The sequence below is a fragment of the Williamsia sp. CHRR-6 genome, from assembly GCF_018474015.1.
In the GTDB taxonomy this organism is placed as follows: Bacteria; Actinomycetota; Actinomycetes; order Mycobacteriales; family Mycobacteriaceae; genus Williamsia_A.
Genome location: NZ_JAHCSG010000002.1, coordinates 589773 through 601976 on the forward strand (window position 1 = coordinate 589773; position 12204 = coordinate 601976).

General features: G+C 67.4%; 10 protein-coding genes, 1 pseudogene and 1 riboswitch. Of the genes and pseudogenes, 5 read left to right on the plus strand and 6 right to left on the minus strand.

All coding sequences use genetic code 11. The features are described 5' to 3' along the window. Positions 1–7: 7 nt before the first annotated feature. From KIK15_RS08670 to KIK15_RS08690, 5 genes and pseudogenes are all read right to left on the minus strand, one after another. Positions 8–1570 (minus strand): AMP-binding protein, encoded by a 1563-nt coding sequence (locus tag KIK15_RS08670; RefSeq protein WP_214243764.1) that lies wholly within the window; start codon positions 1568–1570, stop codon positions 8–10. Positions 1571–1637: 67 nt separating this feature from the next. Then, positions 1638–2819 carry an acyl-CoA dehydrogenase family protein gene (locus tag KIK15_RS08675; protein ID WP_214243765.1) on the minus strand — a complete coding sequence of 394 codons (1182 nt, stop codon included), beginning with the start codon at positions 2817–2819 and terminating at the stop codon, positions 1638–1640. A gap of 255 nt (positions 2820–3074) precedes the next feature. Beyond that, positions 3075–3645: pseudogene (locus KIK15_RS08680) on the minus strand (hypothetical protein). Positions 3646–3653: 8 nt separating this feature from the next. Beyond that, positions 3654–5207, minus strand: coding sequence for a phospho-sugar mutase (locus KIK15_RS08685; RefSeq protein ID WP_307851802.1), 1554 nt, complete (start codon positions 5205–5207; stop codon positions 3654–3656). 3 nt (positions 5208–5210) lie between these two features. Next, positions 5211–6035 carry a purine-nucleoside phosphorylase gene (locus tag KIK15_RS08690; protein ID WP_214243766.1) on the minus strand — a complete coding sequence of 275 codons (825 nt, stop codon included), beginning with the start codon at positions 6033–6035 and terminating at the stop codon, positions 5211–5213. A 279-nt stretch (positions 6036–6314) separates the two neighbouring features. On the opposite strand from KIK15_RS08690, the gene KIK15_RS08695 reads away from it, so the two are divergent. From KIK15_RS08695 to KIK15_RS08715, 5 genes are all read left to right on the plus strand, one after another. Beyond that, positions 6315–7004, plus strand: coding sequence for an enoyl-CoA hydratase/isomerase family protein (locus tag KIK15_RS08695; RefSeq protein ID WP_214243767.1), 690 nt, complete (start codon positions 6315–6317; stop codon positions 7002–7004). Beyond that, entirely contained in the window at positions 7001–8176 is a 1176-nt protein-coding gene (locus tag KIK15_RS08700; RefSeq protein WP_214243768.1) for an amidohydrolase, read from the plus strand. The genes KIK15_RS08695 and KIK15_RS08700 overlap by 4 nt, the downstream gene beginning before the upstream one ends. A gap of 119 nt (positions 8177–8295) precedes the next feature. Continuing rightward, positions 8296–8517: riboswitch (cobalamin riboswitch) on the plus strand. 198 nt (positions 8518–8715) lie between these two features. Next, positions 8716–9726, plus strand: coding sequence for a FecCD family ABC transporter permease (locus tag KIK15_RS08705; RefSeq protein WP_374222838.1), 1011 nt, complete (start codon positions 8716–8718; stop codon positions 9724–9726). Further along, positions 9723–10547 carry an ABC transporter ATP-binding protein gene (locus KIK15_RS08710; RefSeq protein WP_214243769.1) on the plus strand — a complete coding sequence of 275 codons (825 nt, stop codon included), beginning with the start codon at positions 9723–9725 and terminating at the stop codon, positions 10545–10547. The genes KIK15_RS08705 and KIK15_RS08710 overlap by 4 nt, the downstream gene beginning before the upstream one ends. After that, positions 10547–11563, plus strand: a complete 1017-nt coding sequence (locus tag KIK15_RS08715) for an ABC transporter substrate-binding protein (protein WP_214243770.1) — start codon at positions 10547–10549, stop codon at positions 11561–11563. The genes KIK15_RS08710 and KIK15_RS08715 overlap by 1 nt, the downstream gene beginning before the upstream one ends. A 122-nt stretch (positions 11564–11685) precedes the next feature. Here KIK15_RS08715 and KIK15_RS08720 read toward each other — a convergent pair whose 3' ends face one another. Then, positions 11686–12171 (minus strand): gamma-glutamylcyclotransferase, encoded by a 486-nt coding sequence (locus tag KIK15_RS08720; protein WP_214243771.1) that lies wholly within the window; start codon positions 12169–12171, stop codon positions 11686–11688. Positions 12172–12204: the final 33 nt, after the last annotated feature.

Below are 12204 nucleotides of genomic sequence, written 5' to 3' on the forward strand. Positions count from 1 at the left end.
GATGCGCTTATCCTTTCGCCTCGGCTGGTTCCCGATGCCTGCTGCGCAGAGCGCGTTTGTCCAGCTTCCCGGTGGCGGTCACCGGCATCTGATCGACGAACTCGACCAGCTTGGGTGTGTTGATCGGGCCCTTCTGGCGGCGCACCAGCTCCTGGATCTCGGCTGCAGTGACCAGTTGTCCTGGCTTGAGTGTGATCACGGCTTTGACTGCCTCGCCCCACTTCTCGTCCGGGACCCCGATGACCGCAGCGTTGGCGACACCGGTGTGCGCCTCGATGGCGATCTCCACTTCGCGCGGGTAGACGTTGAACCCGCCGGAGATGATCATGTCCTTGAGGCGGTCGACGATCGTGACCGTCCCGTCGGGCGACTGCACCCCGACGTCGCCGGTGTGCAACCACCCATCGCGCAGGGTCAGCGCGGTCAGTTCGGGATTCTTCCAGTACCCCGACATCACCGATGGACCCCGGAGGCAGATCTCGCCCACTTCGCCTGCGGGAAGGGTTGATCCAGTCTCATCCTGGATGGCCAGATCGATCAGGAAGTGAGGACGACCCGCCGAGGCCAGCAGTTCAGGACGGTCGGGATCGTGATCTTCCTTGCGAAGACGTGTCCCAAGACCCAACGACTCGGTCTGGCCGTACCCCTGGGAGAAGATGGGGCCCACCTGCTGCATACACGCCCGCAGCGACGCCGGAGACATCAACGCTGCACCGTAGATGAAGTTGTCCAGGCTGGAGATGTCGGTGGTGTCGATCTCGGGCAGGCGCAGCAGCGAATAGAGCATCGTCGGCACACCGAAGGTGTAGCTGATGCGGTGCTCCTCGATGGCGCGCAGGAAGCGGTGGGCGTCGAATCCCTCGTGCAGCACCGACATCCCGCCCCGAGCCAGGGTCGGCGCAATCGCGTTGCCGGCGGCGTGTGAGATGGGAGCCGCCACCAGCCCGTGCGCTGCGGGAGCGATCTCGCCGTCCATCAGCGACGCCTGCAGCACCGCGGTCCACGCCCGCTGGGGCAGCATCACGCCTTTGGGACGCCCGGTCGTGCCGCCGGTGTACAGCACCGTCTGGATCGCCTCAGGGTCTGTCACGGCGGGGATCAGCCGCGACATCGGTGCCACTCGAGCGAGCGCCAGAATGTCCTCGAACTGGTCGCTGGGCCCCAGGCTGAAGACCTTGGTGATGCTGGGAACCTGTTCGGACAAGACCGTTGCGCGCTCGGCGAAAGCGTCGGAATCGACTATGAGAGTTGCGATCTCAGCGTCATCGCAGATGTAGAGGTGATCGGACTCCGACGCGGCGAACAGCAGGGGAGTGGTACGAGCCCCGAGGAACTGTGCCGCGAGCCCGGACAACCATGCGGCGGCTCGGTTCCGGGACAGGATGGCCACCGCGTCGCCCGGGCCCACGCCGTGTGCGGCGAGGGTGTGGGCGATACCGGAGACCAGCTGACCTGCCTGGGCGAACGTGAGCTCGCCGTCGAGGTCGACAAAGGCGGTTCGGTCCGGGTAGGCGGCGATTGCTGCCGCCACCGTCTCCATCTGATTGGGGGACCGGTGTAGGGCGTTCATCGTTGAACCTCCCGAACGTGTAGGGGTGCCATGGGATGTCAGATTCTGTGGGTGATGTGGGTGTGGCTCACAGGCCAACCCAGCGAGCGATGTTGGCGCGCAGCAACTCGCTGGTGCCCTCGTACAGGCGGCCGGCGCGAGCGTCGCGGTAGAAGCGCTCGACGCCGACGGCGGTGGTGACGCCCATGCCGCCGTGTACCTGGATGGCGCGATCGGCCACCCGGGAGAGCAGTTCGGTGCCGGTGATCTTGGCGCTGGCGGCCAGGATGCGCTCCTTGCCGTCGAGGGCGTCCACCGAGCGGGCCGCAGCCAGGGTCAGTTGCCAGGCGGCTTCGGTCTCGATGATCGAATCGACGATGTGGCCCTGCACGAACTGGTTCTTGCCGATCGGGGTGCCGAATGCGTGCCGCTCCTTGGCGTAGGACAGCATGCGGTCGATGAGGTACTCGGACTTGCCGATCGAGCCGGCTCCGACGTTGAGGCGGGTGAAGTTGATGCCCTTGAGGGCAGGGCCGAAGGCGAAGCCCTCCTTGCCCAGGATCGCCGAATTCGGTACGCGCACATCGTCGAAGAACAGATCCGCAGGACGATGCTCGCCGAGGGTCTGGTGCACGCCACCCACGCTGACGCCGGGGGTGTCCATGTCGACCAGGAACAGGGTGATGCCACCGTGTGAGCCCTTGGTCGCGTCGGTGACAGCGACCACCATGCAGAAGTCGGCGTACTGCCCGTTGGTGATGAACTGCTTGGAGCCGTTGATGATCCAGTCGTCACCGTCGCGCACCGCGCGGGTCTTGATGTTGGATGCGTCAGAACCGGCGCCCGGCTCGGTCAGACCGAAACATGCCTGCTTCTCGGCGCGCATGACGGGGTCGAGGTACTGCGCTCGCTGGGCCTCGTTCATGGAGAACATGGCCGGGCTGGGGCCTTCGACGCCGCAGAACACACCCGAGGCGAGGATGAGGCCAGACTTGCCGACGGCCTTGTGGCAGTGGACCATCGGCTCGGCACCGATTCCGCCGCCGCCGAACTCCTCGGGCGTGGCCATGGTGTAGAACCCCGCATCGGCGCTCTTGCGGCGGATGGCGAGCAGCTCGCGCTGCTTGTCCTCGGCAGGGATGTCGCCGGTCGCGGAGATGACGTCGGAGTACTTCTCCTCGACGGGGCGAACTTCGTGCTCGATGAACAGGCGGACACCCTCGGCCAGTTCCTCGCCGGTGGTGATGTCAATGGTGCTGGTGGTGCTCATCTATTGGCTCCTTTGGCCGAGCGGGCGGACCCGATCTGTCGAATGCACACGGGAAAACGGCATGTTCACGAGTGCGGAAACGGTGAAGTGACGCCGAGATGAGGCATCCGACCGTGTGATCTGGTGCGGTGGCCGGGGGCCGAGCATCACTTCGATGTGACAGGCACCACGTTACATAGTTGCTTGTTGGCTGACAAGTGTTTGCCCGAATCTTTTCCACCGCTCACGGTGCCCCCGGCGAGGTCGCCGACCCTGTCATCCCCCCGGCGAGGTCGCCGACCGGCGCCCCGAGATACGACGCACCACCACCGGATGGTCGACACACTCACTGATCGTCGCCGAGGTCAGTGCGTTCGCCATCGGACCCTGTGCCACCACGCCCCCGTCGCGCAGCAGCACGACATGAGTGGTGGAGGCCGGTCGGTCTTCGAGGTGATGAGTCACCAGAATGCTTGCCACCGTCGGTATCTCGGCACCTAGACCATCTAGACCATCCAGACCATCCAGACCATCTAGACCATCCAGACCGTGCAGCAGTTGCTTGCGGGCGGCGAGATCCAAGCCGGTGGCCGGCTCGTCAGGCCGGTCAACACCACCTCATGCGGGGCTCAACGGCTGATCAAGCCGATGCCGGATGCCGGGGATCGACATGGCCGGTGTGCGTGCGTAGGTCACGCCTGTCCACCCGACCCAGGCGGTGACTCAACAGCGCCCAATGCGCACCGGCGCGTCGCCGAAGATCGATGTCGTGCAACAGATGTCGCCCGGACCGGACCACGCTGATCGATCGCACATCGACCACCGCAGGGCGTTCGCCGGTCGGCAACGCGTTCGTCACGGCTGCGTCAGTGCCGCGGCGGCCGAACGCAGTTCTGTCATCGCGGCGTCGGCTGTCGCCGTGGCGGTGGCGAGATCGGCGCTCGGGTGGCAGGCGACCTCGAGGTAGAACTTCACCTTCGGTTCGGTCCCCGACGGCCGCACGATGATCCGTACCGCCATATGCTCGTTCGAACCGGTGAACTCCACTGCGTCGGTGGCCAGCTCGTCATCTCGACGAGCATGATCGGTCAGCGTCGCCTCGAATCCGGCCAGCGACGCCGGTGGGGCCTCGCGCAGCCGCGACATCAGGCCGGTCACCTCCCCGACGTCGTGGGTCCGTACCGACAGCTGCGCGGTGCGGTGCACGCCATGGGCGACGAACAGCGCATCGAGGGCATCGCAGAGCTGCTCGCCGACGCGGCTGCGGTCATCGGCGATCCGTGCGCATGCCACCGCCGCACTGATCCCGTCCTTGTCGCGCACCGCTGTCGGGTCCACACAGTGACCGATGGCTTCCTCGTAGGCGTAGACGAGATCGTCTCCCGCTCGCACCAGCCACTTGAAGCCGGTGAGGGTGCGTCGGTACTGCGCGCCCGCTGCGGTGGCGATGGCGCCCAGGATGCTGCCCGAGACGATGGTGGTGGCCACCAGCGGGGTTGCGGCGCTGTGGTTCTCGGACCGGTTGCCACCGGCCAGCGCGGCCGCACCCAGTAGCGCGCCGGTCTCGTCGCCGGTCAGCATTCGCCATGCGCCGTCGATTCTCGTGCCGATGGCGCACCGGTCGGCGTCAGGATCCAACGCGATGGCCAGGTCGGCATCCACCCGGTCGGCAAGGGCCAGCAGTAGATCGGCCGCGCCCGGCTCCTCGGGGTTGGGAAACGAGACGGTGGGAAAGTCGGGGTCGGGATCGAATTGCTCGGTCACCGTGTGGATGTCGGTGAACCCGGCCGCCCGTAGGGCGCGCACAGCCACCTCTCCACCCACCCCGTGCATCGGGGTCAGCGCGATGCGTAACTGCGATGGCCGATGTCCGAACCGCGCACTCAGTCGTGCCAGGTAGGCATCCACCGCGGTGTCGGCGCGCTCGTCGGTCGTTGTAGCGCGGGTGAGGTCCGTTGGGAGTGAATCGATCCGGTCGATCCACGCCTCGATCTCGGCGTCCACCGGCGGCACGATCTGTGCACCCGCATCGATCACGCCACCCCCGAGATACACCTTGTAGCCGTTGTCGGCGGGTGGGTTGTGTGACGCGGTGATCATCACCCCCGCTGCGGCCGACAGCGCTCGAGTGGTGAACGCCAGCACCGGGGTGGGCACCACGCCCGGCAACGCAATCACGTCGAAACCCCTGCGCTGCAACACCGCGACGGTGGTGTCGAAGAACTGTGCCGAGCCGTGGCGGGCGTCGCGGCCCACCACCACGCTCGCACCGGTGTGGCCGTGATCGACCAGCCAGTGGGCCAACGCCGCGGTCACCCGGGCGACGGTGTCGACGTTCATGGCGTCCACACCCTCGCGTACCGGTCCGCGGATGCCGGCGGTGCCGAATCGAAGACGTTGCGGTTTCACGGTTTACAGTTTCGCCACGATCGCCGCGAGCAGCGCGCCCAGGTCGGCGGCGGCATCCGCTCCGGCGGCGAGGACCTCGGTGTGGTCCAGGTGTTCGCCGGTGATCCCCGCGGCCAGATTGGTCACCAGCGACAGCCCCAGCACCTGCAGACCCGCTGCCCGAGCCGCGATCGTCTCGTGCACCGTCGACATGCCCACCAGGTCGGCACCCAGGGTGCGCAGCATGCCGATCTCGGCCGGTGTCTCGTAGTGCGGGCCGGGCAGCCCGGCGTACACGCCCTCGGCCAGATCGTCGCGCACCTCGTGGGCGATGGCGCGCAGACGGGCGGAGTACGCGTCCACCAGATCAACGAACTGCGCACCCTCCAGCGGGGAGCGGGCGGTGAGGTTCAGATGGTCACTGATCAGCACCGGCTGCCCCACCGACATGTCCTCGCGCAGCCCGCCGGCGGCGTTGGTCAACACCACGGTGTGTACCCCGGTGGCCGCGGCGGTGCGTACTGCGTGCACCACCCGCGCCAACGGGTTGCCCTCGTAGGCGTGGGTTCGACCCAGCAGCAGCAACACTCGACGACCACCGATGTTCACTGACTGCACCTGACCGGTGTGCCCGGCCGCGCTGGGCGCGGTGAACCCGGGGATGTCGGCCATCGGCACGCTCGACTCGGCGGTGCCAAACGCAGATGCCGCCGGCGCCCACCCCGACCCCAACACCACGGCTATGTCGTGGCGGGGGGTGGCGGTGGCCTCGGCGATGAACGCGGCGGCCGCTGCTGCGGCCGCGGTGGGATCGACGGTGGGGTCGACGCTGGGTTCGGCGGTGCTCATGTCGGTGAGCCTAGTCGGCTCGGCTGGGCGGCGGACTGTGCTGTTGTGAGACACCGATGTCCGTCGGAAACACCAGTGGTTCAACTGAACTGGCCAGGCGAGCCGATGCGTCTTGACTCCGGTGTGCACCCGAGCGCGTCGGTTCCGCAGGAATTGCTCGACCAGCCACGACGAATCGGAGTCGGGCACGGATTCGGGAACCACGTACACCGCGTACCGCTCGGCGAGGTGAGTCGGCAAGGTGACTGCGCGCGGGACGCGACCCGATACGCTGGGCCGATGCCGTACCTGACCCGCATCGAGTCCACCTGGGAGCTCTACCTCGGCGCCGAGGGTGTCGAACTCGATCCCGACAACCCCGAGAACAGGTTCTCCACCGCCTGGATCGCCGAGGTCAACGACCTGTTGGCGACGGTGGAAGCCGACCCCAGCGGGGCGCTGGTCATCACCGCGACCGGGAAGTTCTTCTCCAACGGCCTTGACGTCGCCTCCATCACCTCAGCCGAGACGGTGGGCCCCTACATCGACAGCGTGCACGCGGTGTTCGCCCGCGTGCTGTCGTTGCCGGTGCCGACCGTCGCCGCGGTGAACGGGCATGCGTTCGGTGCCGGCGCGATGCTGCCGCTGTGCGCTGACCACCGCATCATGCGCGACGACCGAGGATTCTGGTCGCTGCCCGAGGTGGTGATGGGTATTCCCATTCCGCTCGGCATGATGGCGCTGCTGGCGGCTCGGCTGCCCGACGCCACGCTGACCGAGGCGGCGACCACCGGTCGTCGTTACGGCGGGGCCGAGTGTGCCGCTGCGGGCATCGTGGAGGAGGCGGTGTCCCAGGCCGACCTGATGGTGTGCGCGCGCGACGTGGCCGCCGCCCGCACGCAGTTCGCCGGAGCCAACCTGGCCACCATCAAGAAGGGACTACGCCGGTCTGTGCTCGCCGATCTTGCGGTCCCGCATCCCACGGCATGACCGACACGGCTCGCCGCGCCGCCCACATCGATCGGTGGTTGGCTGATCATGGCGACCAGATGATCGCGTTGCGTCGCGACCTGCACGCGCACCCCGAACTGTCGCGGCAGGAGTACCGGACCACAGATCTGGTGCTCGAACGTCTGACCGCGGCTGGGCTGTCGCCGCAGCGGCTGCCGCTGGGGACCGGGGTGGTGTGCGATCTGGGACCGGCCGGCCCGCGCATCGCGCTGCGCGCCGACATGGACGCCCTGCCCATCGCCGAGCGCACCGGTCTACCGTTCGCGTCCTCCGTCGATGGGGTGTCACATTCCTGTGGCCACGACGCACACACCGCCATCCTCGTCTCGGTGGCCGAGTTGCTGGCGAGCGCCGGAGATCTGCCGACCGGTGTACGCCTGGTGTTCCAGGCCGCCGAGGAGGTGATGCCTGGCGGCGCGCGCGACGCCGTCGACGCCGGGGTCACCCAGGGAATCTCGAGGTTCTACGCCCTGCACTGCGATCCCAAGCTGGCGGTGGGGCGGGTGGGTCTGCGCACCGGGGCCATCACCTCGGCCGCCGATCACGTCGACCTGTACCTGCATTCGCCCGGTGGTCACACCTCCCGGCCCCACCTCACCTCCGATCTGGTGCACGCCATGGGGACGGTCATCACGGGGCTGCCCGCGGTGCTGTCACGTCGGGTCGATCCGCGCACCGGCACCGTGATGGTGTGGGGTTCGGCGCACGCAGGCAACGCACCCAACGCCATCCCGCAGGAGGGTCGACTGCGAGGAACAGTGCGCACGGGCGATCACGACACGTGGGAGTTGTTGGAGCCGTTGGTGATCGAGGCGGTGGCCGGTCTGCTGTCCCCGCTGGGCATCACCTACGACCTGCACTACGAGCGTGGTGTGCCGCCGGTGGTCAACGACCCCGACGCCACCGCGACCATGCGCGCGAGCGTCGAGGCCATCTCACCCGACGCACTGGCCGACACCCCGCAGTCCGGTGGTGGCGAGGACTTCTCGTGGTACCTCGAACATGTACCCGGCGCGATGGGTCGGCTTGGCGTGTGGGACGGGGTGAGCCCGAAGGTGGACCTGCATCAACCCAACTTCGACATCGACGAGCGCGCCCTGGCCATCGGTGTCCGCACGCTGGCCGGTGTGGTCTTCGCCGATCTCACCTGAGGTCCTCGCTCCACATGTGTCGAACATTCTGTTCGCGCTCCACTTTTTCTCGTTCGCCCCGGAGATACCCGGAGCGCGAGTCACAAAGTGGAGCGAGAACTCTGGCCGCCGGTCAGTGTTAGGCTCCGCCCAGCGTTGGTTTCTGGCTGCCCGTACGGGGGGTCGGATCGCAAGAGGGAACCCGGTGGGAATCCGGGACTGCCCCGCAGCGGTGAGAGGGAACGAACGCGGCCATCAGCACTGGGGATGACTCCTGGGAAGCGGCCGCACAGTAGGTGATTCGCGTGTCACGCGGATCGAGCCCTTGAGTCCGAAGACCTGCCAGCGCGGCCGCATCGGCTTGGTGCGGTCGCTCGTCGGCCTCGAGGGACATGGCTGATGCGGCGTCGGGCGCTGCCGTGTCCTGCCCTGCATCTGTTGCTGCCATCGAGCGAGAAACAGGATGGCAGGTGAGATCGGTGGCCACCGAGATGTCACAGCAGACGCTGGACGCGACACCACCGTCGGGTTCTCGCGCCGTCTTTCGCCCACCCGCGCGAGTGCTGGCGGTGGCGATCCCGCTGCTGCTGGTCGTCTGCCTGGCCGGGGTGGTGTTCGGATCGGTCTCCATCCCGGTGTCCGACGCGCTGGGGTACCTGTGGGCGCAGCTGACCGGCGGCACCATCGCCGCGGCCGATGCCGCCGAATTCCACATCGTCGTCGACTCCCGGTTGCCACGCGTGCTCACTGCCGTGGTGGTCGGGGCCGGGCTCAGCGTGGTGGGTGTGGTGGTGCAGGCGATGGTGCGCAACGCACTCGCCGATCCTTACGTGCTGGGGATCTCCTCGGGTGCCTCGGTGGGGGCGAGCACGGTGGTGTTGTTCGGGGTGCTGGGCACGCTGGGCATGATCGCGTTGCCGGCTGCCGCCTTCCTCGGGGCGCTGGTGGCAACGGCGTTGGTGTTCCTCGCCGCGCGCACCCCCGAAGGGTTGTTGCCGACTGGGCTGGTGCTCATCGGGACGTCACTGGGGTACGGGTTCTCAGCCGTCACAACGGTGTTGGTGTTCTTGGCTCCGGCGGGCGATGCCGCGCGCAGCGTCATGTTCTGGTTGCTGGGAAGCCTGTCTGCCGCCGGCTGGCAGACTCTCGTGGTGACCAGCGCGGTGTGTGCGTTCGGCGGCGCGATCCTGGCTGTGATGCCGGCCCGGCTGGATGCGTTGTCCCTGGGCGATGAGACCGCGGCCTCGCTGGGCATCGACGCCGGCCGCTTCCGGGTGCTGTTGTTCACCGTCTCGGCCCTGATCACCGGGGTGATCGTGTCGAGTTGTGGCGCAATTGGATTCGTCGGCCTGGTGGTTCCGCACATCGGGCGGTTGCTGGTCGGGTCAGATCACCGGCGGCTGTTGACGGTCACACCGGTGATCGGTGCGGTGTTCCTGGTGTCGGCCGACCTGGTCGCCCGCACCGTCGCAGCACCCAAAGAGCTTCCGCTGGGCGCGATCACCGCTGCCGTCGGCGTTCCGGTGTTCGTTGTCATGATGCGCAACCGCAGTCGGTTGGTCCCCCGATGAGCGGGGTCGAGTACGAGGACGTCACCGTCCATCGAGCCCAGCGGGCGATCGTCGAGCACATCTGTCTGAGTGCGTCCGCGGGCGAGATCGTCGGACTCATCGGACCCAACGGCAGTGGCAAGTCGACTGCCCTGCGGTGCCTGTATCGAGCGCTGGACCCGACATCGGGGCAGGTGCGGGTCGACGGAACCGACATCGCGGCGATCAGTTTGCGCGACAACGCTCGTCGGGTGGCTGCACTCACCCAGGACGGGGCCGCACAGGTCGACTTCACCGTCGCTGAGGTGGTGGCGCTCGGTCGACTCCCGCACGGACAGATGCTGCGTCGCCCTGATGCACGGCAACGGGCGATCTGCCGCGCCGCGATGGACGTCGCGGGAGTGACCCACCTCGCTGACCGGCCGCTGTCGACAGTGTCCGGTGGTGAGCGGCAGCGCGCCCTGATCGCCCGGGCGCTGGCGCAGAAGCCACAGGTGCTGGTGCTCGACGAACCGACCAACCATCTCGACGTGGCCCATCAGTACGGCGTACTCGACGCCGTGCGCACCTCGGGTGTGACAGTGATCTGCGCACTGCACGACCTGAATCTTGCTGCGCAGTATTGTGATCGGTTGTATCTGCTCTCGCTGGGTCGGGTGGTGGCGGCAGGCTCGCCGCGAGAGGTTCTGCGCGCCACCGTGATCACCGAGTACTTCGGGATCGGCTGCCATGTCCTCGATCATCCGGTCTCGGGGGTTCCCCAGGTCATCTTCGACGCCGGTGCGCGTGCCGACGGAACGGCGGCTGCCGGTGTGAACATCTCGACAGGAGGACTCATCTGATGGTTCGATTCCGGATTGCCCACGCGCTGAGCGCGATCGGGTTGCTGCTGCTCACCGGGTGTGGCGCCGACGTGAAGTCCGCCGCCCCGTCGTCGGGGTCGGTGCCGCCGGTGCAGGTGAGCAACTGCGGCCTCCAGTTCACCAGCGACCGGGTGCCGTCTCGGGTGGTCACCAACGACACCGGGATCACCGAGATGATGTTCGCTCTCGGGTTGCGCGACAAGCTGATCGGATACACCACCTACGATGGCGGGGTCCGCGACATCGCATCCTCGCCCTGGCGCGGCGATTTCGCGGCCACCCGAACGTTGGGCACCAGCTTCACCCGCGAGGTGATCGCCGCGGCCCGACCGGACTTCGTGTTCGCCGGCTGGAACTACGGATTCCGGGAGTCCACCGGGGTGACACCGGATTGGGTGCGTTCAATCGGTGCGCAGCCGTATCAGTTGACCGAGGCGTGTCGCCAACCTGGTGGGGGTACGCGGCGCGGGATCATGCGGCCATTCGACGCCCTGGTCGCCGACATCACCAATCTCGGAGCCATCTTCCGGGTCCCCGACCGGGCTGCTGCGCTGGTGGCATCCTTCCGAAAGACTCTGTCTGAGAGCGCAAAAGCTCAGCCTGAGGGTGCTGCGCCGGCTCGGGTGTTCGTCTTCGACAGTGCCGATCCAGCGCCGTTCACCGCCGGTCGCACCGCCACCCCGGACCAGATCATCGCTGACGCCGGCGGTAGCAACATCTTCGACGACCTGAACGATTCATGGACCACCGTCTCCTGGGAGGCCGCGGCCCAACGCGATCCCCAGGTCATCGTCATCGTCGACTACGGCACCGGCCCCGCCAACGCGGTGCAGACGAAGAAGGCTCTGCTGGAACAGCATCCACTGATGTCGCGAACTGCGGCCGTGGTGAACAAGCGGTACGTGGTGTTGCCCTATGCGGCGATGGTGGAGAGCCCCCGCTACGCCGAGTCGACTGCCACGATCGCGAGATATCTGCGGTCACAGGGCTACTGACCGCGATGAAAAGTCAGTTCGCGCCCCGCGTTGTGACTCGCGCTCCAGGTATGTGAGGAGCGCGAGTGAACAAGAGGAGCGAAATGGGTCGGCGCGTGTCAAAAAGTGGAGCGGGAACGCCGCTAGTCGGCAACGCCGTCGTCGGGGCCCGGACCGACATTGCGTGCGTCGCGTAGGCGCAGCGCGTGTACATAATCGGCCGGGGCGCCGGCTATCTCGGCGGCCTCGGCCATCACCCCGAGATAGCGCGCCGAGGGCAGGCCGCCCTCGAACGCGTCGAGGACGTACAGCCACGCCAGCACCGGTCCGTCGGCGGTGTCCACCCGGGCCCTGATCTTGCGGTGGATGCCCAGCTCGGACCCTTCCCAGCTGTCGAGTACCGCCTCATCCTCGGGGGTCACGTCGTAGAGGACGACGAACACCCGGGCGTCGGGATCGGTGCGATCTTCGGTGACGGTGGCCAGGGCGCCCTCCCACCCGATGTCGCCACCGCCGAAGGTGAGACGCCAGCCGCGCAGCCAACCGGTGCCCGCCATGGGTGAATGGGGGGCCCGTTCCAGCATCTGTTCGGGATGCATGTTGGAACCGTAGGCGGCGTAGATCGGCACGGCGAAAGCCTAGAGGGTCGTGTGCGAGTGCGA